This window comes from Roseateles cavernae (genome assembly GCF_040187885.1).
GTDB classification, from domain to species: domain Bacteria; phylum Pseudomonadota; class Gammaproteobacteria; order Burkholderiales; family Burkholderiaceae_C; genus Roseateles_E; species Roseateles_E cavernae.
This window is the reverse complement of sequence record NZ_JBDPLH010000003.1, coordinates 160,068-183,620: the sequence shown is the minus strand read 5'-3', so window position 1 is coordinate 183,620 and position 23,553 is coordinate 160,068. Positions and strand designations below refer to the sequence as shown.

Sequence of the window (23,553 nt, the reverse complement as noted above, 5' to 3'; positions counted from 1 at the left end):
CCCTTGGTTTCGAGGTGTAACTGCGGCCTTTGTCACGACCTTGCGCTGAGCTTACAAGACCCCCCCTCAATTGAGGGTCATTGGCACCGATAGTCCGGCCACGCCACGCACCGCGCGGCGCCAAAACCAATGACCATTTCGAGGGATCTTCCGATGAAGTTTCTGTCACAGCTGCGCATCAGCCAGCGCCTGGCGGTGAGCTACGCCCTGCTGGTGCTGCTCATGATCGCGATCGGCAGCTTCGGCGCCGGCAACGCCAACCGCCTGGCCCAGGACCTGGACAGCACGGCCAACACCAGCCTGGTCAAGATCGCTTCGGCCAACGCGCTGGAGAGCAATGTCAACATCATTGCCCGCGCCGCCCGCGACCTGATCCTGCTGGACGAGGCGCGCCAGATCAAGCGCCAGAACGCCGCCATCGATGCCGCCGTGCTCGACACCGAGAAGCAGCTCGGCAGCCTGGGCCAAGGCGACGATGCGAAGGAGAAGGAACTGATCGCCCAGGTGCGCGAGCGCGAGGCCAAGTTCATGGCCTCGGTCGCCAAGTTCCGCAAGGTGGCCGAGGCCGGCAATCCGGATGAATCGCGCGAGAGCCTGATCACCGATGTGCGCCCGACCCAGCAGGCCTACCAGGACGGGCTCAAGAGCCTGATCGATCTGCAGTTCGAGAACGCCCGCAACCTGGCCGTCTCCGGCGGCGAACTGGCGCGTTCCTCGATCCTGATCACCGCCCTGCTGGTCGCGGTGGCAGCCGCGATCGGCCTGGGTGGCGGCTGGGCGATCGCCCGCTCCATCGTGCTGCCGGCCCGCAAGGCCCAGCAGGCCGCCCAGGCGATCAGCGCCGGCGACCTGACGCAGACCATTGTGGTCGACAGCAAGGACGAGCTCGGCGAGATGCTGCTGGCGATGCGCGAGATGCAGTCGGCCTTGTCGGGCGTGGTGCAGAGCGTCAGCTCGGCCGCCGGCGAGGTGGCGCACAGCTCGGGCGTGATCGCCGGCAGCAATATCGACCTGTCCGATCGCACCGCGCGCTCGGCCGCCAGCCTGCAGAACACCGCCGCCTCGGTCGAGCAGATCGCCTCCAACCTGAACGGCGCCAGCGAGCTGACCCGCAAGGCCTCCGGCATCGCCGCCAAGGCGCGCCAGTCGGCCTCGGCCGGCGGCAGCGTGGTGGCCAAGGTGGTGTCGACGATGGAAGAGATCAGCGCCAGCTCGAAGAAGATCGGCGACATCATCGGCGTGATCGACGGCATCGCCTTCCAGACCAATATCCTGGCGCTGAACGCGGCCGTGGAAGCGGCCCGCGCCGGCGAGCACGGCCGCGGCTTCGCGGTGGTGGCCAGCGAGGTGCGCTCGCTGGCCCAGCGCAGCGCTACCGCCGCCAAGGAGATCAAGGTGCTGATCCAGGAGTCGTCCGTCAAGGTCGAGAACGGCACCAAGCTGGTCGACAACGCCGGCGTGACGATCCGCTCGGTGGTCGACGAGGTCAACAATATGGGCCAGCTGATCGAGGAGATCTCGCACTCGGCCCAGGAGCAGGCCGCCGGCGTCGGCGTCGTCAATAACGCGATGAGCGAGCTGGATCGCACGACGCAGCAGAACACCACCCTGGTCGACGAGCTCAGCCGTTCCACCGACGAACTCAAGCAGAGCTCGACCCGGCTGCTCGACGCGGTCGGCTTCTTCCGCGCCGAACCGGTCGCCGCCTGATCCCTCCCCACTTTCCTCTCCCCCTTTGTTTCAAGAGGTTCCCATGAGCAAACTCTCCACCCTCGCCCAAGTCCTCGCCGCCAGCGCCCTGCTGATCGGCATCGCCGCCCAGGCCGCCGCGCCGAAGATCATCAAGAAGGTGCCGCCCGAGTTCCCGCGCGAAGCGGCCCAGCAATCGATCACCAGCGGCGTGATCAAGGCCAAGATGTCGATCGACGGTGAGGGCAAGGTCACCGAGGTGGCCATCGTCGAGGCCGAGCCGCGCCGCGTGTTTGATCGCGCCGTGACCCGCGCACTGATGGACTGGCGCTTCGAGGCCAGCGGCGAAAAGCAGACCCACGAGGTCAAGCTGGTGTTCCGCAACGAAGAGTGAGGAAGACCAGGCGCTGACGGGCCCAGGCCCTCAGCGCTCGCCGCCGCTGTCTTCGGCATCGGCTACACCACCCCGTATCAGGCCGCGCGAAATGAGTTTGCCAACTCGCGCTCGCTGCCGCTATGCTCGACCCGCCCGACCTAGCGGACTCCAGAGCCTCGGCGGGCCGCCATCAAGCCATCGCCACTTCCGAGTGGCGCGAGCCATCAGGGGGTGTCATGCGAAACAACGGGCCTGTGACCCAGCGCGAGTATCCGTTCCCACGCGGTGAGACGCTGGTTTCCACGACGGACTTGCAGGGGCGCATCGTCTACTGCAACGCCGCCTTTGTGACGGTCAGCGGCTATGAGCACCAGGAGATCCTGGGCCAGCCGCACAATATGATCCGCCACCCGGACATGCCACCCGAGGCCTTCCGGGACCTGTGGGAGACCATACAGAGCGGTCAGCCCTGGTCGGCCATGGTGAAGAACCGACGCAAGGACGGCGACCACTACTGGGTGCAGGCCAATGTCACCCCCATCATGGACGAGCGCGGCCAGCCCAACGGCTTCATGTCGGTGCGCACCGAGCCGGATCGCCTGGCCATCGAGGCCGCCGAGGCGCTGTATGCCCGCATGCGCGAACAGGGCGAGAACGGACCTTTGCGTCTGCGCCAGGGCCAGTTGATCAATCTCTCGCTGGGCGGGCGGCTGCGCGAGGCGCTGCGCCTGAGCCTGGGCACCCGCATGAGCCTGACGGTGCTGCTGGTCGGGCTGGCGGGCCTGGGCCTGGGCCTGTGGCTCAGCGGCTCCGGCATGGCCTGGGCCGGCGCGCTGGCCATCGCGGTGCTGGCCCTGCTGGGCGGCTGGTATCTGCGCGGCGCGGCGCTGGCGCCTATCGAGGCCCTGGTCGGCTTCGCCAACCGCATCGCCGCCGGCGACCTGACCCAGCAGATCAAGAGCGGCCGGCGCGACGAGATCGGCCGCGTCACCGCCGCGCTGGCCCAGCTCAACGTCAACCTGATGTCCATCGTGCGCGACGCCCGCGTCGGCGTGATGCAGATGCGCCAGAGCACGCAGGCGATCTCGGCCGGCAATCAGGACCTGTCAGGCCGCACCGAGTCGCAGGCCAGCAATCTGCAACAGACCGCCTCGTCGATGGAGGAGATCACCGCCACCGTCCATGCCAGCACCGAGATGGCGGCCACCGCCGCGACCCGCGCCGACGCGGCGCGCCAGGTCAGCCAGCGCAGCGCGGCGGCGGTGCAGGCGGTCTCGACGACGATGGACAGCATCGCCCAGTCGTCGGCCCGCATCGCCGACATCATCCAGGTGGTCGACAGCATCGCCTTCCAGACCAATATCCTGGCGCTCAATGCCGCTGTCGAGGCGGCCCGTGCCGGCGAGCAGGGGCGCGGCTTCGCGGTGGTCGCCGCCGAGGTGCGCACCTTGTCGCAACGCACCACCGAGGCCGCCAAGGAAGTGCGCGGTCTGATCCAGGCCTCCAGCGAGCGGGTCGCCGAGGGCGGCACCCAGGTGCTGAACGCCGGCCGCGCGATGGGCGAGGTGCAGCAATCGGTCGAGGAAGTGCACGGTCTGATCACCCGCATCAGCCAGGGCATGAACGAGCAGCGTCAGGGCATGGACCAGATCAATGCGGCCGTGGCCCAGCTCGACAGCCTGACCCAGCAGAACGCTGCGCTGGTCGAGCAGGTCTCGGCCTCGGCCCTGGGTCTGAACGACAAGGCCCAGGAAGTCGCAAACTCCGTCAGCGTGTTCCGCCTGCAAGGCCAGGCGGGGCAGGCCTTACCGGATGCGGTGGCGCTGCGCAAGGCGGCCAAGGCCGCAAAGGCCTGAGCGGCCGCGGCAGCAGCTGCACTACACTGGCGCCCATGCGCCGCCTGCTGCCCCTCCACTGGCTCAGGGCCCTGATCTGGGCCCTGGCCCTGGCTCTGCCCCTGCAGGCCATGGCGGCGACCTTGATGCTGGGTTGCGGCGATCATGGTGGGCGTCAGTCCACACATGCCGCTGCACATCAGCCCACCCAGCCGCATGAGCACGGTGCCGACCTCGAGCATGTCCATCACACGGATGAGATGCCGGCCGGCCACCAGTGCAGCGCCTGCGCCGCCTGCTGCGTCGGCGCCGCGCTGCCCAGCGCCATGCCTGTCCTGCCCAGTCCGGCTGGCCATGGCGTGCACATCGCCCGGCCCGAAGCAGCCCGCCTGAGCATCACCATGGCCGGGCTCGAACGCCCACCCAGACCCGTCCTCGCGTAAGCAGTCCGGCGCGTCCGGCTTGATGCCGGCTCGCCTTCTCTTCCGACTCTTTCCTCACGCGAGGATGCAATGACATCTGCACTGCCCTATCTGGCGGCCTGCCTGCTCGCCGGCGCCGCCCTGAGCGCGCTGGCGCAAGCCAGGCCCGACCCGACTGACCCCAAGGCCGAGGTGCCTCCGGCACGCCCCCCCTCCGCGCTGCAACACTACAAGCCCCTCGGCGAGGCCGAGCTGGCCGACTGGCGCGCCGCGAATCGCCGCGTCCAGCAAGCCGGCGGCTGGCGCGCCTATGCGCGCGAAACCGCCGCCTCGGCGCCGGCCCACAAGCACTGAGGGCTGCCACATGAACCCTCTGTTGATGAGACCGGCGCTCGTGTGCGCCAGCCTGGCCCTGGCTGGGTGCGCCAGCCTGCAGCCGCAAGAACGTTTCGCGCCGCTGCAGGCGCAAACCCAGGCCCTGCTGAAACAGGATCTGCAGTGGCCGCGCGATGCCGAGCAAACTGAGGCCCTGGCCACCCGTGTCGCCGAGCTGCTGGCCCTGCCGCTGACGGCCGACAGCGCGGTGCAGATCGCGCTCCTGAACCACCGCGGCCTGCGCGCCGAGCTGCACCAGCTGGGTGTGGCCGACGCGGATCTGGTGCAGCTGAGCCGGCCGCTGAACCCCGGGCTGAGCCTGGGCCGCTTGCGCCAGGGCAGCGAGACCGAGATCGAGCGCGGCCTGCATCTGAATCTAGGCAGCTGGTTGAGCCTGGACCAAAGCCGGCGCGTTGGCGCGCTGCGCCTGCGGCAGACCCAGCAAGACCTGGCCCTGCAAGTGCTGGCGATTGCCGCCCAGGCCCGCAAGGCCTACTACCAGGCGCTGGCCGCCGAGCAGCTGCGGCAGTACAGCCGTCAGGTGATGGAGGCCGCCGAGGCCGGTGCCGAACTGGCGCGGCGCATGGCCGCGGCCGGCAATGTCAACAAGCTGCGCCAGGCCCGCGAGCATGGCTTCTATGCCGAGGCCGCCTTGTCCGTGGCGCGTGCCGAGGCCCAGGCGCGCAGCCAGCGCGAGACGCTGATACGGGCGCTGGGCCTGTGGGGGGAGCAAACGAAGTTCCGCCTGCCCGAGCGTCTGCCCGAGCTGCCCGGCGCGGCGCGCGAGCTGCCCGAGGTCGAGCGCCAGGCGATCGCCCAGCGCCTCGATGTGCAGGCCGCCAAGCGCGCTGCCGAGCTGCGCGCCAGCGAACTGGGCCTGAGCCAGCGCACCCGTTTCATCAACGTGCTGGAGCTGGGCATCGTCCGCAACAGCAGCAACGAGGAGTCGACCCAGCGCGGCTTCGAGCTGAGCCTGGAGCTGCCCTTGTTCGACTGGGGCCAGGCCCGGGTCGCGCGCGCCGAGAGCCTCTATATGCAGGCCCTCGAACGCACCGCCCACACCGCGATCCAGGCCCGCTCGGAAGCCCGCGAGGCCTACGGGCGCTACCGCTCGGCCTTCGATATCGCGCGCCACTACGCCACCGAGATCGTGCCGACCCGGCAGCGCATCGCCGACGAGAACCTGCTGCGCTACAACGGCATGCTGATCGGCGTGTTCGAGCTGCTGGCCGACGCGCGCGCGCAGATCGTCGCGGTGTCGGCGGCGATCGAGGCCCAGCGCGATTTCTTCCTCGCCGAGGCCGAGCTTGACCAGGCCCTGATCGGGCCGGTGGGCGCAAGCGCCGTCTCCTCCTCTTCCGCCGCCCCCGCTGAAACCAGCGCCGGCGGCCATTGAAAGCAAGACCATCATGGTTTCCCGACGCAATCTCTTCCTCGGCGCCGGCGCGGTCGCTGCGAGTGCTGTCTCGCGCGTGGCCCTGGCTGCCATTCCCGAGGCGGTGCAGCAGACCAGCGCCGCCACCGCCCCGCCCCTCGTGCCCGCCAACGGTCGGCCCTACAACCCCGTCGTCACCTTGAACGGTTGGACTTGCCCATGGCGCATGCGCGACGGTGTCAAGGAGTTCCACCTGGTCGCCGAGCCGGTGGTGCGTGAAATGTGCGAGGGCTTCAAAGCCCATCTATGGGGCTATAACGGCCAGTCGCCCGGCCCCACCATCGAGGTCGTCGAGGGGGACCGGGTGCGCATCTATGTCACCAACCGCCTGCCCGAGCACACCAGCGTGCACTGGCACGGCCAGCGCCTGCCCAATGGCATGGACGGGGTCTCGGGCCTGACGCAGCCCTCGATCAAGCCGGGACAGACCTTTGTCTACGAGTTCGTCGCGCGTCGGCCCGGCACCTTTATGTACCACCCCCATGCCGACGAGATGACGCAGATGGCGATGGGCATGATGGGCTTCTGGGTGACGCACCCGAAAGTCTCAGGAAAAGCCGGCCACCCGCAGATCGCCGAGGTGCAGCGCGACTTCTGCTTCCTGCTGTCCAGCTACGACATCGATCCCGGCAGCTACACGCCCAAGATCATGACGATGACGGACTTCAATCTGTGGAGCTGGAACAGCCGCATCTTCCCCGGCATCGACACGCTGAATGTGCGCCTGGGCGACCGGGTGCGCGTGCGCGTCGGCAATCTGACGATGACCAATCACCCCATTCATCTGCACGGCCACGAGTTCGAGGTCACCGGCACCGACGGCGGTCCGGTGCCCAGGAGCGCGCGCTGGCCCGAGGTGACCACCGATGTCGCGGTCGGCCAGATGCGGCAGATCGAGTTCCTGGCCGACGAGCCGGGCGACTGGGCCTTCCACTGCCACAAGAGCCATCACACGATGAATGCGATGGGCCATGACGTCGACACGCTGATCGGTGTCGACCACAGCGGCCTGGCCGGCAAGATCACCCAGCTGATCCCCGACTACATGGTGATGGGCGAGCGCGGCATGGCCGATATGGGCGAGATGACCATGCCGCTGCCCGACAACACCGCGCCGATGATGGCAGGCCATGGCCCCTATGGCGGGTTGGAGATGGGCGGGATGTTCAGCGTGCTGAAGGTGCGCCGCGACCAGAAAGCGGGCGACTACAGCGATCCCGGCTGGTATGCCCAGCAGGCCGCGCCGGGCACGGTGGCGCACGAAGTGCCCGCCGCCGTGGCCGAGCCGCCGCGCGCCCCCCCGGCATCAGCCAAGCCCGCCACCGAGGTCAAGGTGCGCAAGCCCGGCCATCATCACTCTCATTGAAAAAGTCCTGCAGATGAAAAACATCCAGATCCGCGTTCTACTGTCCGCCCTGGCGCTCAGCGCCAGCCTGGCCCATGCCCACGGGCCGCAGCCGCACCATGGCGGCGCGGTCAAGAAGGAGCAGCAAGTTTTCGGCATTGCCGGCGACGCCGCCAAGGTCGCCCGCACGATAGCCATCACGATGGGCGACGATATGCGCTTCAGCCCCGACCGCATCGAGGTGCGCGAGGGCGAGACGCTGCGCCTGCGCATCCACAACCAGGGCCGGCTGCTGCACGAGCTGGTGATAGGCACGCCCAAGCAGCTCGACGAGCATGCCGCGCTGATGCAGAAATTCCCCGGCATGGAACATGACGAGGCCCATATGGCCCATGTCGACCCGGGCCAGCGCGGCGAGATCGTCTGGCGCTTCAACCGTGCCGGCGAGTTCGACTTCGCCTGCCTGATCAACGGCCACTACCAGGCCGGCATGCGCGGCAAGATCATCGTCAGGTCGGCCGGCTCCAAGGAGGGCAAGCGATGAAGACGGCACCGACACGCCGCCGCCTGCTGCTGGCGCTGGGCCTGACCGCAGCCGGCGGCGCACTGGCCCAGGGGCCCGCGCGCGGCCAGGCCATCACGGTCTGGAAGGACGCGAACTGCGGCTGCTGCCAGGTCTGGGTCAAGCATCTCGAAGCGCATGGCTTCGTCGTCGAACTGCACGACATCGGCAACAGCGAGGCCCGCGCCCGGCTGGGCATGCCATCGGCCCTGGGCAGCTGCCATACGGCGCTGGTGTCCGGCTATGTGATCGAGGGCCATGTACCGGCCGGCGATATCCAGCGACTGCTGCGCCAGCGTCCCGTCGCGCTGGGTCTGGCCGTGCCCGGGATGCCGATCGGCTCGCCGGGCATGGACGGCCCCGAGTACGGTGGCCGGCGCGATGCCTACGAGGTGCTGCTGGTGCAGCGCAACGGCAAGACCCGGACCTTCTCCCGCCACGTTTGAACCCCAAGCCATCATGAAACTGAAGCAAAAAATCCTCATCGCCCTACTGGCCGCGGCCAGCCTGCAGCTCTGCCAGGCCCAGACGGCCCCCAACCACGCCATGACCGCTGCTGCGCCCGCCTGGGCCGACGGCGAGGTGCGCCGCATCGATCTGGCCAACAAGAAGATCACGCTCAAGCATGGCGAGATCAGGAACCTGGACATGCCGCCGATGACCATGGTGTTCAGCTGGCAGGACGGCGACCTGCCGGCCGAGCAACTGGCCGGGCTCAAGCCCGGCGACAAGCTGCGCTTCCAGGCCCGGATGGTGGACGGCAAGACCCTGCTGGTGGCGTTGCAGCGCTGAGGCGGTTGTGAACAGACGGTGGCAGATGCAACAAAATGCACGGCAGGACCGGCCTCGGGGGCGGTCCGCCAAAAACCGCACGCTTTTGCTGGCATGCTGCTGCCCGTGCTGAAAACCATTCCGACATCACAGCTGCGCCTGGGCATGTTTCTCCACCAGCTGAGCGGCTCGTGGATGAGCCACCCATTCTGGCGTTCGCGCTTCCTGCTGCGCGACGCGCGCGATATCCACAAGCTGCTGGAGGCCGGCATCGCCGAGGTCGTGATCGACACCGATCAGGGCCTCGATGTGGCGCCCGAGCCGCAAACCCCGAGTGAGGCGCCCGCCGCAGCGCCGCCGGCCCCGCCCGAGCCCGAGCTCGTCCCGCTACCGCCGGCCCATCCGGCCGTGGCCGACGCCGGCCCCAGCTATACCGAGGCGCTGAGTCTGAGCCGCAAGTCGCTGGGCGCTGTCGTCGACCTGTTCGCTCAGGCCCGCATGGGCCAGGCGCTGGATGCCCAGACCTGCCTGCCGGTGGTCGAGGATGTGATGAGCTCGGTCAGCGACAGCCCCAGCGCGCTGATCAGCATCAGCCGGCTGAAGACGGTGGACGACTACACCTATATGCACGCGGTGGCCGTCTGCGCACTGATGGTGGGGCTGGCGCGGCAGATGGGCCTGGCCGACCACCTGGTGCGCGAGGCCGGTCTGGCCGGCCTGCTGCTGGACACCGGCAAGGCGGCGATGCCGCCGGAGCTGCTGAGCAAGCCCGGCCGGCTGAGCGACGAGGAGCTGGCGCTGCTGAAGACCCATGCGCTCAAAGGCCATGAGATGCTGGGCAAGGAAGGCGGCTTCAGCGCGGCGGTGCTGGATGCGGTCTTGCACCACCACGAGCGCAGCGACGGCAGCGGCTACCCCGATGGCCTGTCCGGCGACAAGATCGCGCCGCTGGCCCGTATGGCGGCGATCTGCGATGTCTATGACGCCGTGACCTCACGCCGGCCCTACCGGGCGCCCTGGGACCCGGGCGAGGCGATGCGCCATATGGCCCAGGCCAAGGGCCAATTCGATGCGCAGATCTTCCAGCACTTCGTCAAGGCGGTGGGCATCTACCCGGTGGGCTCGCTGGTGCGGCTGCAATCGGACCGGCTGGCGGTCATCGTCGCCCAGGGCAAGGACTCGCTGCTCAAACCCAAGGTCAAGGTCTTCTACACGGCCCAGGAACAGCACCGGTTGAGCCCGGCCTTCGAGCTGGACCTGGCCGACCCGGCGGCGGCCGACAAGATCGTCGGCGTCGAGCCACCCGCGTCCTGGCGTTTCCAGGACCTCGAGCAGCTCTGGCTCGACCAGTAAGGCTTGCTGCTCGGCTTACTGCTCGGCGAACGCGCGCTCGATCACGAAGTGGCCCAGCTTGCTGGTCGAGCCTTCCTCGAAGTTGCGCGCTTCCAGCATCGCCTTCAGATCCTTCAGCATGCCCGGGCTGCCGCAGATCATCACGCGGTCGTTCTCGACGTCCAGCTTGGGCAGGCCCAGATCGGCCTCGATCTTGCCGGTGGCCAGCAGATCGGTGATGCGGCCCTGGTTGCGGAAGGGCTCGCGCGTCACGGTCGGGTAGTACAGCAGCTGCTCGCTGGCGAACTCGCCGAGGAACTCGTGCTGGTGCAGTTCCTTGGTGATCAGGTCCTGGTAGGCCAGCTCGTTCACATGGCGGCAGCCGTGCACCAGGATGACCTTCTCGAAGCGCTCGTAAGTCGCCGGATCGCGGATCACGCTGAGGAAGGGGGCCAGCCCCGTGCCGGTGGACAGCAGGTAGAGGTTCTTGCCGGGGTGCAGATAGTCGGTCAGCAGGGTGCCGGTGGGCTTGCGGCCGATCAGCAGCTTGTCGCCCGGCTTCAGATGCTGCAGGCGCGAGGTCAGCGGGCCGTCCGGCACCTTGATGCTGAAGAACTCCAGATGCTCTTCGTGATTCGCACTGGCGACGCTGTAGGCCCGCAGCAGCGGTTTGCCCTCGACCCGCAGGCCCAGCATCGTGAAGTGCCCGTTCTGGAAGCGGAACGCGGTATCGCGGGTGGTGGTGAAGCTGAAAAGCCGGTCGGTCCAGTGATGGACGCTCAGCACCTGTTCTTCGTTAAAAGCACTCATGAATGACGCGGGCTCTAGTAATAACCCGGAATTCTAACGAGCGCTGATGCGCCGCAGCAAATACCGCTTGCTTATAACCTTAAGCCTTGATGTCCAGCAAAGCGCCCTCGGCGCGCAACTGAGTTTGCAGCACCCGCAGATTGGCCACAAAGCTGTAGGTGGCGCTGCGCTGCTCGACCAGCTCGCGCTCGGCCGAGACCTGGATCTGCTGGCTGCGCTCGGCACCGGCCACGACGCCGCCCTCGGGCAGGCTGGTCTGCACCACCCGCTCGGGCCGGAAGCCCGGGGTCTGCAGATTGGCGGTGTTATGGGCCGACGCGCGCAGGCGCTCGTTCGCGGCCGAGATGCCGGACAAGGCGGTGGACAGGCTGACGGACGACATGGCGAGCACTCCAAGGACAACAGGCGTGATGCCGGGATTCTTGTCTCTTCATCGGCAGCGCGCCGCCAAACTTGAGGACAAAAGGGAATTTCCCCGTCATTTCCTCACACCCTGTGCGGTGGCGCGGCCCGCTGCGAGGACAATCCCGCCCTTGCGCCACGCTCCGGTGGCGCGCCAATACCGAGGTGAAGATGGCGATTCAATGGTTCCCGGGTCATATGAACTCGACCCGGAACGCGATCCGGGAGCGCATGAAGGCGGGGCTCGATGTGGTCATCGAGCTGCTCGACGCGCGCCTGCCCGGCTCCAGCGCCAACCCCCTGCTGGCCCAGCTGACCGAGGGCAAGCCCAATCTGAAACTGCTGAACAAGCAGGATCTGGCCGACCCGGCACGCACCGCGCAATGGCTGGCGCACTACAACGCCCTGCCCGAGACCCGCGCGATCGGCCTGGACGCCAGCGTGCCGGCCCCGGCGCGCGCGCTGATGAGCGCCTGCCGCGAGCTGGCACCGCTGCGCGGCGGCATGGCCAAGCCGCTGCGGGTGCTGATCTGCGGCATCCCCAATGTCGGCAAATCGACGCTGATCAACACCTTGATGGGCAAGCGCGCCACCAAGACCGGCGATGAGCCGGGCATCACCAAGGTCGAGCAGAAGCTGGTGCTGGAGAACGACTTCTACCTGTTCGACACGCCCGGCATGCTGTGGCCACGCATCACCGTGCCCGAGAGCGGCTACAAGCTGGCCGCCAGCGGCGCCATCGGCCGCAATGCCTTCAACGAGGAAGAGGTGGCGCTGGAGCTGCTGGACTATCTGCGCCAGCACTACGCCGGCCAGGTCGAGGCGCGCTACAAGCTCGACGACGTGGCCGGGCTCGGCGACGAGGAGCTGCTGGAGGCGATCGGCCGCAAGCGCGGCGCGATGCTGGGCGGTGGCCGCGTCAATCTGCAGAAGGCGGCCGAGATCGTGGTCTACGAGTACCGCCAGTCGCTGCTGGGCCGCATCACGCTGGAGACTCCCGAGGAATTCGCCCGCTGGCAGGCGGCCGGCGCGGCCATCGAGGCCCTGCGCAAGGACAAACGCAAAAAAAGCCGAATCGAGCCCGATGCCGAGCCCGACCGAGACGCCTGACCTTAACGTCAGCCATCTGCCATATCGGTAGATACCATCACCGGCAAGCTTTGTGACGGGCTTAGCATCCAGGCCATTGCCAGCCCGGAGCCCTCATGACGACGCAAGCCAGCAGCACAGCCGTGCTGGACCAGCAACACAGCGATGCGCAGGAATTGCTGGCGCACAGCGCCAGCGCGCCCAGCGAGCAGCTCTACGGCATCACCGAGCTGTGCGCCGAGTTCGGCATCTCGCAGCGCGCGATCCGCTTTTACGAGGACAAGGGCCTGCTGGCGCCGCGCCGGGTCAATGGCGCACGGATTTATGGCCAGCGCGAACGGGCCCGGCTCAAGCTGATCCTGCGCGCCAAGGCCATCGGCTCCAAGCTGGTCGACATCAAGCAGTTCCTCGATCTCTATGGCCACCACGGCGAAGGCCGCGCCAGGCAGCTGCAATGGACGCTGGAACGCACCGATGCGGCCATCATCGAGCTGGAACAAAAGCGCGCCCACATCGACGTGACGCTGACCGAGCTGCGCCTGATCAACGAAGCGGTGCGCCAGCAACTGGCGGCCCAGGAGGACTAGCGATGTCCCTGCCCCTGTTCCCCTCCGCCTGGATGACGGACGAGCACCGCATGCTGCAAGACTCGGTGGCGCGCTTCTTCAGGCAGCGCTGGGTGCCGCGCGCGGCCGAGTGGCGCGAGGCCGGCATGATGGGCCGCGACACCTGGGCCGAAGCCGGCGCCAACGGCCTGCTGTGCGCCGCGATGCCCGAGGCCTATGGCGGCGGTGGGGGCGATTTCGGCCATGAGGCGGTGCTGCTGCTGGAGCAGGCCAAGGCGAACCTGAGCGGCTTCGGCGGCGGCCTGCATTCGGCCATCGTCGCGCCCTACATCCTGCATCACGGCAGCGAGGCGCAGAAAGCCCGCTGGCTGCCGCGCATGGCCACCGGCGAGCTGATCGGCGCGATCGCGATGACCGAGCCCGGCACCGGCAGCGATCTGCAAAGCGTGCGCACCAGTGCCAGGCGCGACGGCGATCACTACCTGCTGTCCGGCCAGAAGGTCTTCATCACCAACGGCCAGAACGCCAACCTCGTCATCGTGGTCTGCAGGACCCGCAGCGAGGACAAGGGTGCCAAGGGCATCTCGCTGCTGGTGGTCGAGGTCGAGAACGCCGATGGCAGCCTGGTCGAGGGCTATCGGCGCGGCCGCAATCTGGACAAGATCGGCATGAAGGCGCAGGACACTTCCGAGCTGTTCTTCGACGAAGTGCGCGTGCCGGTGGACAGCCTGCTGGGCGGCGAGCGGGGCATCGAGGGCCAGGGCTTTGTGCAGCTGATGCAGGAGCTGCCGCAGGAGCGTCTGATCATCGCCGTCAGCGCGGTCGGCGCGATCGAGCGGGCACTCGCCGAGACCCTGGACTACACCAAGCAGCGCAAGGCCTTCGGCCAGCCGGTCTGGGAGTTCCAGAACACCCGCTTCAAGCTGGCCGAGGTACAGAGCCAGCTGCTGGCCGCGCGCGCCTTGGTCGACGCCTGCGTGCAGGCCCATCTGAAGGGCGAGCTGGACGCCGCCCGCGCCGCGCTGGCCAAGGCCTGGACCACCGACCTGGCAAGCACAGTGATGGACGAATGCCTGCAGCTCTTCGGCGGCTACGGCTACATGATGGAGTACCCGATCGCCGAGCTCTATGCCGACGCCCGTGTGGCGCGCATCTATGGCGGCACCAACGAGATCATGAAGGAGCTGGCCTCACGTTTCATGTGAGCGCCGGCCGAGGAGACAAGCGATGTTCGACGCCTACCTCTACGACCATGTCCGCACACCGCGCGGCAAGGGCAAGAAGGACGGCGGCCTGCACCAGGCCAGCCCGGTCTGGCTGTTGCGCACGCTGCTGCAGTCGCTGCAGCAGCGCCTGCGGCTGGACACAGCTCGGGTCGATGATGTGGTGCTGGGCTGCGTGACCCCGCTGGGCGAGCAAGGCGCCGACATCGCCCGCACCGCCGTGCTCGACGCCGGCTGGGCCCAGACCGTGGCCGGCCTCACGCAGTCGCGCTTTTGCGCCTCGGGGCTGGAGAGCGTCAACCTGGCTGCGGCCAAGGTGGCCAGCGGTTTTGAACAACTGGTGGTGGCCGGCGGCGTGGAAGCCATGAGCCGCTGGCCCATGGGCAGCGATGGCGGTGCCTGGTTCATGGACCCGCGCGTCAACCAGGCCCTGGGCTTCATCCCGCAAGGCATCAGCGCCGACCTGATCGCGACGCTGGAAGGCTTCAGTCGCGCCGATGTCGATGCCTATGCCAGCGAATCGCACCGCCGCGCGGCGGTGGCGCGCGAGCAAGGTTTCTTTGCCCGCTCCGTCGTCCCGGTGCACGACATCGCCGGCCTGCTGCTGCTGGCCGCGGACGAGACCATCCGCCCCGCCACCACGCCCGCAACGCTGGCCAGGCTGGAGCCTTCGTTCGCCATGATGGGCGGCATAGGTTTTGATGCCACGGCGCTGCGCAAGTACACGACGCTGGAGCGTATCGACCATGTCCATCATGCCGGCAACTCCTCGGGCATCGTCGATGGTGCGGCGCTGCTGCTGGTCGGCTCCAAGGCCGGCGGCGCGGCGGCCGGCCTCAGGCCGCGCGCCCGCATCCGCGCTGCCGCGGTGATCGGCTCCGAGCCCACCATCATGCTGACCGGCCCGACCCCAGCCTGCCAGAAAGCGTTGAAGCAGGCCGGCATGGCCGCGTCCGACATCGATCTGTGGGAGATCAACGAGGCCTTCGCGGTCGTGCCGATGAAGACCGCGCGCGATCTGGGCCTGAGTCTGGACAAGGTCAATGTCAACGGCGGCGCGATCGCGCTGGGCCACCCGCTGGGCGCCACCGGTGCCATCATCCTGGGCACCCTGCTCGACGAGCTGGAGCGCCGCGATCTGAGCACCGGCTGCGCCAGCCTGTGCGTCGGCGGCGGCATGGGCATCGCGACGATCATCGAAAGGGTCTGACATGAGCACCGCGCTGCACCTCGAGAGGGGCGAGGACGGCATCGTCGTCGCGACCATGGACCTGCCCGGCCACTCGATGAACATCCTCAACGAGGCGCTGGCTGCGCCCCTGCGCGGCCTGGCCGACCTGCTGGAAGACCCCGCTGCCGGTGTCACGGGCCTGATCCTGCGCTCCGGCAAGCAGGACTTCCTGGCCGGCGCCGACATCGACCGCCTGCGCGCGCTGGAGACCGCGCAACAGGCCTTCGACGAATCGATGAAGCTCAAGCATTTCATCCGGCGTTTCGAGCGCTGCGGCAAACCGGTCGTCGCCGTGATCCAGGGCCAGTGCAAGGGCGGCGGCCTGGAGATCGCGCTGGGCTGCCATTGGCGCATCGTCATCGATGATGGCAAGGCCAGGCTGGGCCTGCCCGAGGTCAAGCTGGGCCTGCTGCCCGGCGGCGGTGGCACGCAGCGCCTGCCCCGCCTGGTGGGCATGCAGCAGGCCTTGCAATGGATGGGCGAAGGCAGCGACATCAGCGCCGCGCAGGCGCTGGCCAGCGGCCTGGTCGGCGAACTGGCGGCGACGCCGGACGAGGCCCTGACCAAGGCCCGCGCCTGGATCGCCGCCAACCCAAAGCCGGTCCAGCCCTGGGACGCACCCAAGTTCCGCTATCCGGGTGGCGACTCGCGCTCGCCGGCGGCGGCCCAGCTGTTCTCGGTCGCGCCGGCGCTGGCCAGTGCCAAGAGCCAGGGCAATTACCCGGCGCTGACCCACATCATGTCCAGCGTCTTTGAGGGCGGGCTGACCGATATCGACCGGGCGCTGGAGATCGAGTCGCGCTACTTCGCGGCCTGTGTGATCAGCCCGGCCTCGCGCCATCTGATCGGCACGCTGTGGTATCAGCTCAACGCGATCAAGAAGGGCGCCTCGCGGCCCGCCGGCCTGCCGCGCTCCCAGGTGCAGCGCCTGGGCATCCTGGGCGCCGGCATGATGGGCGCCGGCATCGCCCATGTCTCGGCTCAGGCTGGCATGCAGGTGGTGCTGCTGGACGTTTCCCAAGAAGCGGCCGAGCGCGGCAAGCGCCATTCGCAGGACCTGCTGGACAAGGCGGTCAAGAAGGGCCGCAGCACGCTTGAGCAGCGCGAGGCCGTGCTGGCGCGTATCCACCCGACGACCGATTACGCAGCCCTGGCCGGCTGCGAACTGGTGATCGAGGCGGTGTTCGAGGACCGCGCCGTCAAGGCCGAAGTGACCAAGCGCGCCGAGACCCAGCTGGCCGCCAGGGCCGTGTTCGCCTCCAATACCTCCACGCTGCCGATCACCGGCCTGGCCGAGGCCAGCGAGCGGCCGGCCCATTTCATCGGCCTGCATTTTTTCTCGCCGGTGGAGAAGATGCCTCTGGTGGAGATCATCGTCGGCAAGGCCACCTTGCCCGAGACCCTGGCGCTGGGCTTCGACTATGTACAGCAGATCGGCAAGACGCCCATCGTCGTCAATGACTCGCGCGGCTTCTACACCAGCCGCGTGTTCGCGACCTATCTGATGGAGGCGCAGGCCATGCTGGCCGAGGGCGTGCATCCGCGCAGCATCGAGATGGCCGGCCTGCGCGCCGGCATGCCGATGCCGCCACTGGCCCTGCAGGACGAGGTCAGCCTGAGCCTGGGCGTGCATGTGGCCGAGCAGACGCGCAAGGATCTGGCGGCCGCAGGGCTGCCCTATCACGAGCACCCGGGCGAGCGCGTGCTGCGCCAGCTGTGCGAACTCGGCCGCGTCGGCAAGAAGGTCGGCCAGGGCTTTTACGACTGGGTGGATGGCGACAAGCGCCTGTGGTCCGGGCTTGGCCGCCACTACCCCGTCGCGGTGGAGCAGCCCGCGCAGCAGGAGATCATCGACCGCCTGATGTTCATCCAGGCCAACGAGGCGGCGCGCTGCCTGGAGGAAGGCGTGCTGCGCTCGGTGGCCGATGCCAATATCGGCTCGATCTTCGGCTGGGGCTTCGCGCCCTTCGAGGGCGGGGCGCTGCAGTTCATCAATGCCCGCGGCCTGCCGGCCTTTGTGGCGCGCGCCCGCGAGCTGGCGGCGACCCATGGCGAGCGCTTCGCGCCGGCCGCGCTGCTGCTGGGCATGGCCGAGCGCGGCGAACGCTTCGAGGCCGGCTGCTAGCCGCCACGCTTCTTCTTGCGCGCGGCCTGGTAGGCCTCGATCTCGTCCTTCGACAGGCGGTCGTCCTTGTCGGTGTCGGCCGCGTCGAAGGCCGCCATACGGACCTCGACCACCTCTTTGAAGGACAGGCGCTTGTCCTTGTCGGCATCGGCCCGGCGCAGCGAGCCCAGCATGCCGCGCGCCCCGCGCGGCATGCGCTTGAGCTCGGCCTCGGTGATATGACCATCGCCATCCAGGTCCAGCGCATGCCAGGAACGCGTCACATCCTTGTGGAATTCGTCGAGGCTGATGTAGCCGTCGCCATTGCTGTCCGCGGCCTGGGCCAGGCCGGCAGCGGCCAGCAGCAGCGCTATCAGAATTTGCTTCATCGCTTCATCCTCCCTCACCACCACCAGCGTTGATTGTCACCACCGTTGCAGTCCCACAGCTGGACCGCCTGGCCGGGGCGCAGGCGACCGTCACGCACATCCAGGCATTTGCCGTTCATGCGACTGCGGATCTGGTTGCCGCGCGCCTGCCAGCGCTGGTTGTCACCGCCGTTGCAGCGGAACGCGATCACCTCGGCGCCATTGCTGCTGTTGCCACCGGCCACATCCAGACACAGACCGGAGACCTTCAATTCGCCGCCACGCCCCCAATCAAAGCGCTGGTTGCTGCCCTTGTGGCAGCCAAAGACGATGGCCCGCGCGCCCTCGACGACGCGGCCGCTGATGTCCAGGCACAGACCGCCACCCGAACGCAGCTGGCGGCCGTCGCCGGCGTTGTCGTCCGGCCGGTCATCCTCGCGATCGCGGTTCTTGTGATGGCTGGCCAGCAAGGCCAGGCCGGCAATCGCCGCGACGGCCGCGATCGCCACACCGGTGTTGGACGAGCGGTGCTCGCTGTCGGAGAAGTCGCCGCTGAGGGTGAAGCGCGCGCTGCAGCCCTTGTCGACCCAGACTTCCATGCTGCTGAGGTCGTAGCCCCAGGAGCGATTGAAGCGGCAATTGCCGGACAACTGTCGATCCAGGTCCACATCGCGCGTCCCGGCCGGCAGGCGCTGGGATGTGTAGCCGCCGTCGGAGCGCAGCTCCAGGCTTTGCTCGGCGGCCCAGGCGGGTGCCACCGGCATGGCCAGCAGCGCCGCGCTCAGCGCCGTCGCCATCAGACGCTGATGGGTCTTCACATGCGTCATCGTCGCTCTCCCTTGGTTGCGCGCCAACTCTAGCCGCGATTCGCGGCCTCGCCCAGAGCGTGAATTGTTCACGCCGCGAGAACGGCCTGCTTAAGTTCTGCAGCGCCGTGGTCGCTTCTTGTCCTCACCATGCCCGCCAGCAACAACAGCCCCCGATCCGGCATCAACCGCGCCAATCTCAGAAGCTCACCGCCACGCGCCGCGTCCAAGCCCGTGGCCGAGGCCATCGCGCCGGCCGTGCTGCCACGGCCGGCGGCGCCGACCTCGGCCTTCGGGGAGTTTCTGCAGATCGTCGGCGCCGCCGCCCTGCTGCTGGGCGGTCTGGCCTTGCTGCTGATGGGTGTGCAGATGATGAGCGACAGCGTCACGGTCGGCAAACACCTGGCCGAGGCCAAGGCCCAGCGCGGCGTGCTGGTCTGCCAGGACGGCCGCATGGTACGTGGCGATGGCTCGCTGCGCGACCTGATCTTGGCCGACGCCTACTTCAGCTGCACCGACTGGCGTACCTTGCAGAGCATCGAGCTCGAAGAGAAGAGCAAGTAGCCCGGGCCGCTACTCGACGCCCTCGCGCCGCAGCTGCACGAGTATCCCCATGCCCAGCAGCAGCACCGCCGCGGTCAGCCACAGCGCGCCCCGGTAGCTGCCGCTGGCCTGGGCCATGGCGCCGGCCAGCGCCGGCGCGCTGACCTGGGCCACACCGTAGCTGAGCGTCAGCCGCGCCATCGCCTTGCCGGGGTTGCCCGGTGAGCGCCGGCCCACCAGGGCCAGGGTCAGGCTGACGATGCCGATGAAGGTGGCGCCATACAGCAGGGCCCCGGCCAACGCCGCCGGCAGGCCGTCCGACAAGGCCGGCAGCAGCACCGAGACCCCCTGCAGGCCGAAGGCCAGCAACAGAGCCGGCAGCTCGCCCAGGCGCCGCGCTACCCTATCCCACAGAAACACCGCCGGCGTCGAGGCCAGGCCGACCAGCAGCCAGGCCCAGGGCCCCTGCCCGACCAGCAACGGCTGGCGCTCGACGATGGCGACCGTGAAGGTCGCGCTGATCACAAAGCCCCAGCCGGCGCAGAAATAGGCTGCCACCATCCAGCCCATCCAGCGTCGCCCCGGCCCGCTGCCGGCCGTCTGGGCGCTGGTGGCAGCGGGCGGCACCGGCGGCCGCCAGACCCAGGCCGGCAGCAAAAACACCAGGCCGATCAGCGCAAAGCCCTGCCACTGCGCGGCCCAGTCCAGCGCCAGCACCGACATCGCCAGCGCGCCCAGCGCCGACACCACGATGCCCAGGCCCAGGCCGGTGAAATGCAGGCCCAGCTCGGGGCGCCGGCCGGCCCGCATCAGCCAGTTCAGCACCAGGCCCGAACCCAGGAGCATGCCGGCGGCGCCGCACAGACCGCCCAGATAGCGCGACAACGCCCACAGCCAGACATTGCCGGCCAGGCCCATCAGCACGGCGCTGAGCAGGGACAGCGGCAGGCCCCAGCTGTAGAGCCGCTGGCGCCAGCGCGCGTCCTCCAGGGTCGCGGCCAGCAGTGCGCCACTCATATAGCCCAGGTAATTGATCGCGGCCAGCCAGCCGGCGGCCGCGTCGCTGAGCCCGGCCTGGGCCTGCATCAAGGGCAGCAGCGGCGTGTAGGCGAAGCGGGCGATGCCTATGGTCAGCACCAGGCCGGCAATACCGCCGACGATCACTTGCCAGGCCTGCAGGCCGCGATGACTGTTCATGGCCGGCAAGCCTAGCCGCAGCGACCCAACTCGGCTGTCGCTTTGGCGCGCCAGACTTGAAATCGCGCTCGCGCCGCCCATCTTCGATTCAAGCAAACTCCGAGACGCGCGCCATGGCCCTGCTCATCGTCTGTGGTCTGGCCCTGGCGCTGATCGCCTGGCTGGCCGCCCATCCCCTGCTGCAGGCCTGGCGGCGCGAGCGCCTGCTGCGCCAGCCCTTCCCGCAGGCCTGGCGCCGCATCCTGCGTCGGCGCGTGCCGCAGATCGCACAGCTGCCCACCGACCAGCAGCTGCGGCTGAAGAAACTGATACAGGTCTTCGTCGCCGAGAAGAGTTTCATCGGCTGCGCCGGCCTGCGCATCAGCGACGAGATCCGCATCACCATCGCCGCCCAGGCCTGCCTGCCCTTGCTGGGCGCGGCGCGTGGCTTCTATCCGCAGCTGCGCCAGATCCTGGTCTACCCGGGCGCCTTCGTCGTCGACCGCGTCGCCGGCGGGCCGGCCGGCGTGCAGATGGAGCAGCGCCGCGCGCTGGCCGGCGAATCCTGGAGCCAGGGCCAGGTGATCCTGTCCTGGCAGGACGTGGTCGAAGGCGCGGCCAACCCGGGCGACGGTCGCAATGTCGTGATCCATGAGTTCGCCCACCAACTGGACCAGGCCAAAGGCCATGCCAATGGGGCGCCGCCGCTGCGCGACCGGTTCGCCTATGCACGCTGGTCGGCCGTGATGCAGGCCGAGTACGACGCGCTGTGCGCGCGTGCCGCACGCGGCGAGCCCAGCCTGATGAGCGACTACGGCGCCACCGATCCGGCCGAGTTCTTTGCAGTCGCCAGCGAGGTGTTCTTCGAGCAGCCGCTGCTGCTGGCCCAGGCCCATTCGGCGCTGTACCGCGAACTGGCCGGCTATTACCGCTTCCATCCCGCCGGCGCCCCGAACGAGAACTATTCCTCGTCGAACGCCGCTTAGCGCGGGCCGCCCGTCCCTGCATCGGCGGGGGTCGCCGCTAAGATTCCCCGACGTGTCCGCGCCTGCGCGCACCGAGACACCAGACAGGGGAACCCACGCCATGCCAGCCACCACCGACGATCAAGCCCTTGACCCTCAGGCGGCCCAGGCCCTGACGCAATTCGCCCATGAGCTGCCCGATGCCTGCGAGCGCCTGGCCTATGTGCGGCAGATGACCGAGCAGGCCGCCAACAAGGTGCTGAATCTGGTGGATGCGGCTCAGGACGATGCCGAGCAGGTGCGCCGCCAGGGCAGCGATCTGTCCGAGACCCTGGTGCGCATGGCCACTGCGCCCGAGCTGACGGTGGAGCGTGCCCGCGCGATGATGAAGCTGTGCGCCGCCTATGCGGCCACGGCCGCCAGCTTTGCCGGACGCGAGAAGGCGCTGCACACCGAAATCATGATGGCGCAGGACTTCCAGGATCTGTCGGGCCAGGTCATCAACAAGGTGATGCGCATGCTGGAGCGCGCCGAGCGACCGCTGGAGCAGATGCTGTCCGGCAGTGCGCTGGTGGCGACAGCGGCGCCCGAGCAGGCGGCGCTGGAGGGTGTTCAGACGCCCGACAAGGCACTCAAGCAGGACGATGTGGACGACCTGCTGGCCTCGCTGGGGTTTTGAGGAGCCGTCCCGGCTCCCCGATCACACAAGCGGTCAGTAACGACGCTGCGGCGTCGTCGGCATCGGGCCGCGGCGCTCGATGTGACGGAAGGTGATGCGGCCCTTGGACAGATCGTAGGGCGACAGTTCCAACGAAACCTTGTCGCCGGCCAGGATGCGGATATGGTTCTTGCGCATCTTGCCCGAGGTGTAGGCGACCAGCTGGTGGCCATTCTCAAGCGTCACGCGAAAACGGGTATCCGGCAAGACTTCGTCCACCTGGCCTTGCATTTCGATCAGTTCTTCCTTGGCCATGTGGGCGTTTCTCCAATTCAGTAAGGGCCAGCATACGCCGACCCGAGGCGATGTGCAGAAGATCTGCATTGTCGCGGGGCAAAACAAAACCGCCACAGCGCAAGCACTGCAGCGGCGAAGCCGTAGCATAAACGAGACAGATGGCTTTGGCAAGCCGTGGTTTAGAGGCCCCAGCTAACTCCACAGATCCAAGGGCGGCTCGCGGGTCAGCGCTCGCAAGAGATCGCTGCGCGACAGAAAGCCCTGCAGCGCACCCTGCTCGTCCAGCACCGGCAGGCCCGGCAGGTGCAGATCCAGCAGCAGCTGGGCGACCTCGCGCACCGGGGTGTCGGGCTGGGCGGTCGGCACCGGGGTCCACATCGCGCTGGCTACCGGCTGGGCCAGGCGCTCGGTCCAGGCCTGGGCATCGGCCGGATCTAGCGGCAAGGTGTCGGGCCGCAGCAGGTCGGCACGCATGATCAGGCCCACCAGCTGACCCTTGGCATTGAGCACAGGCGCCTGACCCACGCCGGCCCGGGCCAGCAGCCCCCAGGCCTCGCGCACGGTGGCGGCCAGCGGCACGGTGATCATCCGGCGGCTCATCAGCTGCTGCACCAGGCTCAGCGGCTGGCGCGGCGGCGTGGCGGTCTGCGCATAGGCGCTGAGCGCCTGGCGCGGTCGTCCTTCGGCAGCCAAACCGCCAAAGCCCCCCTCCTCGGCGAGCTGACCGGCGATCACAGCGCTGGCCGGCAATTGGTCTTGACGCTCGACCCCGGCCAGCGCCCGCAGCCGCGCCACCGCCTGCACCGGGCCCAGCTCACGCACCCGGTCCAGCGGCCCGCTGAACATACGCCCCTGCAATCCATAGACGGCAAACATGCGCGCAAGCATGGCACAGTCGGCGCTTTGGGCACAATGCGGCCCAGTCCCTAGCGCCCATGCCCATGAATCTTCTCAAGCCCTTGTTCCGATCGAGCCTGCTGCTCGCCGCCACGCTGCTGAGCGGCTGCGCCGTCGTCAGCGTGGCCGGGGCCGTGGCCGGCGCCACCATCTCGGTGGCTGGTGCGGTGGTCAGCACCGGGGTCAAGGTCGGTGGCAAGGTGATCGAGAAGACCATCGACGCCGTGGGTCCCGACGACAAGACCGACGCGGTCACCACCGAGTAGCCACCCCGGG

27 protein-coding genes are annotated in these 23,553 nt (G+C 68.4%); 20 read left to right on the top strand and 7 right to left on the bottom strand.

Features of this window, described 5'->3' with window-relative positions; all coding sequences use genetic code 11:
- Positions 1-153 precede the first annotated feature (153 nt).
- The 11 genes from ABGI63_RS11480 to ABGI63_RS11430 all read left to right on the top strand — a co-directional run bounded on the left by ABGI63_RS11480 (position 154) and on the right by ABGI63_RS11430 (position 10,163).
- Complete coding sequence (locus ABGI63_RS11480) at positions 154-1,710, top strand: methyl-accepting chemotaxis protein (protein ID WP_137941447.1); 1,557 nt, start codon at positions 154-156, stop codon at positions 1,708-1,710.
- A gap of 43 nt (positions 1,711-1,753) precedes the next feature.
- Positions 1,754-2,083, top strand: coding sequence for a TonB family protein (locus ABGI63_RS11475; protein ID WP_137941446.1), 330 nt, complete (start codon positions 1,754-1,756; stop codon positions 2,081-2,083).
- A gap of 218 nt (positions 2,084-2,301) precedes the next feature.
- On the top strand, positions 2,302-3,921 hold the full coding sequence (locus ABGI63_RS11470) for a methyl-accepting chemotaxis protein (protein ID WP_349742555.1): 1,620 nt from the start codon (positions 2,302-2,304) through the stop codon (positions 3,919-3,921).
- A gap of 35 nt (positions 3,922-3,956) precedes the next feature.
- Positions 3,957-4,343, top strand: a complete 387-nt coding sequence (locus ABGI63_RS11465) for a hypothetical protein (RefSeq protein ID WP_349742553.1) — start codon at positions 3,957-3,959, stop codon at positions 4,341-4,343.
- A gap of 69 nt (positions 4,344-4,412) precedes the next feature.
- Positions 4,413-4,676 carry a hypothetical protein gene (locus ABGI63_RS11460; RefSeq protein WP_349742552.1) on the top strand — a complete coding sequence of 88 codons (264 nt, stop codon included), beginning with the start codon at positions 4,413-4,415 and terminating at the stop codon, positions 4,674-4,676.
- Positions 4,677-4,701: 25 nt separating this feature from the next.
- A complete protein-coding gene (locus tag ABGI63_RS11455; RefSeq protein WP_349742551.1) occupies positions 4,702-6,093 on the top strand; it encodes a TolC family protein in 1,392 nt (463 codons plus the stop codon).
- Positions 6,094-6,106: 13 nt separating this feature from the next.
- Complete coding sequence (locus tag ABGI63_RS11450) at positions 6,107-7,498, top strand: multicopper oxidase family protein (RefSeq protein ID WP_349742550.1); 1,392 nt, start codon at positions 6,107-6,109, stop codon at positions 7,496-7,498.
- Positions 7,499-7,511: 13 nt separating this feature from the next.
- Entirely contained in the window at positions 7,512-8,021 is a 510-nt protein-coding gene (locus tag ABGI63_RS11445) for a cupredoxin domain-containing protein (protein WP_349742549.1), read from the top strand.
- Complete coding sequence (locus ABGI63_RS11440) at positions 8,018-8,485, top strand: DUF411 domain-containing protein (protein ID WP_349742548.1); 468 nt, start codon at positions 8,018-8,020, stop codon at positions 8,483-8,485. The genes ABGI63_RS11445 and ABGI63_RS11440 overlap by 4 nt, the downstream gene beginning before the upstream one ends.
- 13 nt (positions 8,486-8,498) lie before the next feature.
- On the top strand, positions 8,499-8,831 hold the full coding sequence (locus ABGI63_RS11435; RefSeq protein ID WP_349742547.1) for a copper-binding protein: 333 nt from the start codon (positions 8,499-8,501) through the stop codon (positions 8,829-8,831).
- 105 nt (positions 8,832-8,936) lie between these two features.
- Positions 8,937-10,163, top strand: a complete 1,227-nt coding sequence (locus ABGI63_RS11430) for an HD-GYP domain-containing protein (protein WP_349742546.1) — start codon at positions 8,937-8,939, stop codon at positions 10,161-10,163.
- Between the two features lie 15 nt (positions 10,164-10,178).
- Here ABGI63_RS11430 and ABGI63_RS11425 read toward each other — a convergent pair whose 3' ends face one another.
- Together ABGI63_RS11425 and ABGI63_RS11420 are read right to left on the bottom strand one after the other, a co-directional pair.
- Entirely contained in the window at positions 10,179-10,952 is a 774-nt protein-coding gene (locus ABGI63_RS11425; RefSeq protein WP_269838030.1) for a ferredoxin--NADP reductase, read from the bottom strand.
- A gap of 79 nt (positions 10,953-11,031) precedes the next feature.
- Positions 11,032-11,334, bottom strand: a complete 303-nt coding sequence (locus tag ABGI63_RS11420; RefSeq protein WP_137941436.1) for a flagellar basal body rod protein — start codon at positions 11,332-11,334, stop codon at positions 11,032-11,034.
- A 191-nt stretch (positions 11,335-11,525) separates the two neighbouring features.
- Between ABGI63_RS11420 and ylqF the strand changes: the two genes are divergently transcribed.
- The 5 genes from ylqF (at position 11,526) to ABGI63_RS11395 (ending at position 17,588) form a co-directional block, all read left to right on the top strand.
- The gene (gene ylqF / locus ABGI63_RS11415; RefSeq protein WP_349742545.1) at positions 11,526-12,464 is read left to right on the top strand and encodes a ribosome biogenesis GTPase YlqF; all 939 of its coding nucleotides are present in this window, start codon (positions 11,526-11,528) and stop codon (positions 12,462-12,464) included.
- A gap of 95 nt (positions 12,465-12,559) precedes the next feature.
- Positions 12,560-13,030: a MerR family transcriptional regulator gene (locus ABGI63_RS11410; RefSeq protein ID WP_349742544.1), complete on the top strand. Its 471-nt coding sequence runs from the start codon at positions 12,560-12,562 to the stop codon at positions 13,028-13,030.
- A 14-nt stretch (positions 13,031-13,044) separates the two neighbouring features.
- On the top strand, positions 13,045-14,214 hold the full coding sequence (locus tag ABGI63_RS11405; protein WP_432767414.1) for an acyl-CoA dehydrogenase family protein: 1,170 nt from the start codon (positions 13,045-13,047) through the stop codon (positions 14,212-14,214).
- A 22-nt stretch (positions 14,215-14,236) separates the two neighbouring features.
- The gene (locus tag ABGI63_RS11400; protein WP_349742542.1) at positions 14,237-15,442 is read left to right on the top strand and encodes an acetyl-CoA C-acetyltransferase; all 1,206 of its coding nucleotides are present in this window, start codon (positions 14,237-14,239) and stop codon (positions 15,440-15,442) included.
- Between the two features lies 1 nt (position 15,443).
- Complete coding sequence (locus ABGI63_RS11395) at positions 15,444-17,588, top strand: 3-hydroxyacyl-CoA dehydrogenase NAD-binding domain-containing protein (RefSeq protein ID WP_349742541.1); 2,145 nt, start codon at positions 15,444-15,446, stop codon at positions 17,586-17,588.
- Here the strand turns inward: ABGI63_RS11395 and ABGI63_RS11390 are convergent.
- Positions 17,585-17,956 carry an EF-hand domain-containing protein gene (locus ABGI63_RS11390; RefSeq protein ID WP_349742540.1) on the bottom strand — a complete coding sequence of 124 codons (372 nt, stop codon included), beginning with the start codon at positions 17,954-17,956 and terminating at the stop codon, positions 17,585-17,587. The genes ABGI63_RS11395 and ABGI63_RS11390 overlap by 4 nt on opposite strands.
- 14 nt (positions 17,957-17,970) lie before the next feature.
- Positions 17,971-18,762 carry a lectin gene (locus ABGI63_RS11385; protein ID WP_349742539.1) on the bottom strand — a complete coding sequence of 264 codons (792 nt, stop codon included), beginning with the start codon at positions 18,760-18,762 and terminating at the stop codon, positions 17,971-17,973.
- Positions 18,763-18,891: 129 nt separating this feature from the next.
- On the opposite strand from ABGI63_RS11385, the gene ABGI63_RS11380 reads away from it, so the two are divergent.
- Entirely contained in the window at positions 18,892-19,305 is a 414-nt protein-coding gene (locus tag ABGI63_RS11380) for a hypothetical protein (RefSeq protein WP_349742538.1), read from the top strand.
- A gap of 9 nt (positions 19,306-19,314) precedes the next feature.
- Here ABGI63_RS11380 and ABGI63_RS11375 read toward each other — a convergent pair whose 3' ends face one another.
- On the bottom strand, positions 19,315-20,481 hold the full coding sequence (locus tag ABGI63_RS11375) for a YbfB/YjiJ family MFS transporter (protein ID WP_349742537.1): 1,167 nt from the start codon (positions 20,479-20,481) through the stop codon (positions 19,315-19,317).
- Positions 20,482-20,594: 113 nt separating this feature from the next.
- Between ABGI63_RS11375 and ABGI63_RS11370 the strand changes: the two genes are divergently transcribed.
- Both ABGI63_RS11370 and ABGI63_RS11365 read left to right on the top strand, forming a co-directional pair.
- The gene (locus ABGI63_RS11370; protein WP_349742536.1) at positions 20,595-21,446 is read left to right on the top strand and encodes a M90 family metallopeptidase; all 852 of its coding nucleotides are present in this window, start codon (positions 20,595-20,597) and stop codon (positions 21,444-21,446) included.
- Positions 21,447-21,546: 100 nt separating this feature from the next.
- Positions 21,547-22,104: a protein phosphatase CheZ gene (locus ABGI63_RS11365; protein ID WP_349742535.1), complete on the top strand. Its 558-nt coding sequence runs from the start codon at positions 21,547-21,549 to the stop codon at positions 22,102-22,104.
- 33 nt (positions 22,105-22,137) lie between these two features.
- Here the strand turns inward: ABGI63_RS11365 and infA are convergent, their stop codons facing one another.
- Both infA and ABGI63_RS11355 read right to left on the bottom strand, forming a co-directional pair.
- Complete coding sequence (gene infA / locus ABGI63_RS11360) at positions 22,138-22,398, bottom strand: translation initiation factor IF-1 (RefSeq protein WP_137941425.1); 261 nt, start codon at positions 22,396-22,398, stop codon at positions 22,138-22,140.
- 174 nt (positions 22,399-22,572) lie between these two features.
- A complete protein-coding gene (locus ABGI63_RS11355; protein WP_349742534.1) occupies positions 22,573-23,268 on the bottom strand; it encodes a CBS domain-containing protein in 696 nt (231 codons plus the stop codon).
- Positions 23,269-23,315: 47 nt separating this feature from the next.
- Here ABGI63_RS11355 and ABGI63_RS11350 point away from each other — a divergent pair, with 47 nt between their 5' ends.
- Positions 23,316-23,543: a hypothetical protein gene (locus ABGI63_RS11350; RefSeq protein ID WP_349742533.1), complete on the top strand. Its 228-nt coding sequence runs from the start codon at positions 23,316-23,318 to the stop codon at positions 23,541-23,543.
- Positions 23,544-23,553 lie beyond the last annotated feature (10 nt).

Coding starts and splice junctions, on each gene's coding strand:
- ABGI63_RS11480 (WP_137941447.1), top strand. CDS start 154: ATGAAGTTTCTGTCACAGCTGCGCATCAGCCAGCGCCTGGCGGTGAGC.
- ABGI63_RS11475 (WP_137941446.1), top strand. CDS start 1,754: ATGAGCAAACTCTCCACCCTCGCCCAAGTCCTCGCCGCCAGCGCCCTG.
- ABGI63_RS11470 (WP_349742555.1), top strand. CDS start 2,302: ATGCGAAACAACGGGCCTGTGACCCAGCGCGAGTATCCGTTCCCACGC.
- ABGI63_RS11465 (WP_349742553.1), top strand. CDS start 3,957: ATGCGCCGCCTGCTGCCCCTCCACTGGCTCAGGGCCCTGATCTGGGCC.
- ABGI63_RS11460 (WP_349742552.1), top strand. CDS start 4,413: ATGACATCTGCACTGCCCTATCTGGCGGCCTGCCTGCTCGCCGGCGCC.
- ABGI63_RS11455 (WP_349742551.1), top strand. CDS start 4,702: ATGAGACCGGCGCTCGTGTGCGCCAGCCTGGCCCTGGCTGGGTGCGCC.
- ABGI63_RS11450 (WP_349742550.1), top strand. CDS start 6,107: ATGGTTTCCCGACGCAATCTCTTCCTCGGCGCCGGCGCGGTCGCTGCG.
- ABGI63_RS11445 (WP_349742549.1), top strand. CDS start 7,512: ATGAAAAACATCCAGATCCGCGTTCTACTGTCCGCCCTGGCGCTCAGC.
- ABGI63_RS11440 (WP_349742548.1), top strand. CDS start 8,018: ATGAAGACGGCACCGACACGCCGCCGCCTGCTGCTGGCGCTGGGCCTG.
- ABGI63_RS11435 (WP_349742547.1), top strand. CDS start 8,499: ATGAAACTGAAGCAAAAAATCCTCATCGCCCTACTGGCCGCGGCCAGC.
- ABGI63_RS11425 (WP_269838030.1), bottom strand. CDS start 10,952: ATGAGTGCTTTTAACGAAGAACAGGTGCTGAGCGTCCATCACTGGACC.
- ABGI63_RS11420 (WP_137941436.1), bottom strand. CDS start 11,334: ATGTCGTCCGTCAGCCTGTCCACCGCCTTGTCCGGCATCTCGGCCGCG.
- ylqF (WP_349742545.1), top strand. CDS start 11,526: ATGGCGATTCAATGGTTCCCGGGTCATATGAACTCGACCCGGAACGCG.
- ABGI63_RS11410 (WP_349742544.1), top strand. CDS start 12,560: ATGACGACGCAAGCCAGCAGCACAGCCGTGCTGGACCAGCAACACAGC.
- ABGI63_RS11400 (WP_349742542.1), top strand. CDS start 14,237: ATGTTCGACGCCTACCTCTACGACCATGTCCGCACACCGCGCGGCAAG.
- ABGI63_RS11395 (WP_349742541.1), top strand. CDS start 15,444: ATGAGCACCGCGCTGCACCTCGAGAGGGGCGAGGACGGCATCGTCGTC.
- ABGI63_RS11390 (WP_349742540.1), bottom strand. CDS start 17,956: ATGAAGCAAATTCTGATAGCGCTGCTGCTGGCCGCTGCCGGCCTGGCC.
- ABGI63_RS11385 (WP_349742539.1), bottom strand. CDS start 18,762: ATGACGCATGTGAAGACCCATCAGCGTCTGATGGCGACGGCGCTGAGC.
- ABGI63_RS11380 (WP_349742538.1), top strand. CDS start 18,892: ATGCCCGCCAGCAACAACAGCCCCCGATCCGGCATCAACCGCGCCAAT.
- ABGI63_RS11375 (WP_349742537.1), bottom strand. CDS start 20,481: ATGAACAGTCATCGCGGCCTGCAGGCCTGGCAAGTGATCGTCGGCGGT.
- ABGI63_RS11370 (WP_349742536.1), top strand. CDS start 20,595: ATGGCCCTGCTCATCGTCTGTGGTCTGGCCCTGGCGCTGATCGCCTGG.
- ABGI63_RS11365 (WP_349742535.1), top strand. CDS start 21,547: ATGCCAGCCACCACCGACGATCAAGCCCTTGACCCTCAGGCGGCCCAG.
- infA (WP_137941425.1), bottom strand. CDS start 22,398: ATGGCCAAGGAAGAACTGATCGAAATGCAAGGCCAGGTGGACGAAGTC.
- ABGI63_RS11355 (WP_349742534.1), bottom strand. CDS start 23,268: ATGCTTGCGCGCATGTTTGCCGTCTATGGATTGCAGGGGCGTATGTTC.
- ABGI63_RS11350 (WP_349742533.1), top strand. CDS start 23,316: ATGCCCATGAATCTTCTCAAGCCCTTGTTCCGATCGAGCCTGCTGCTC.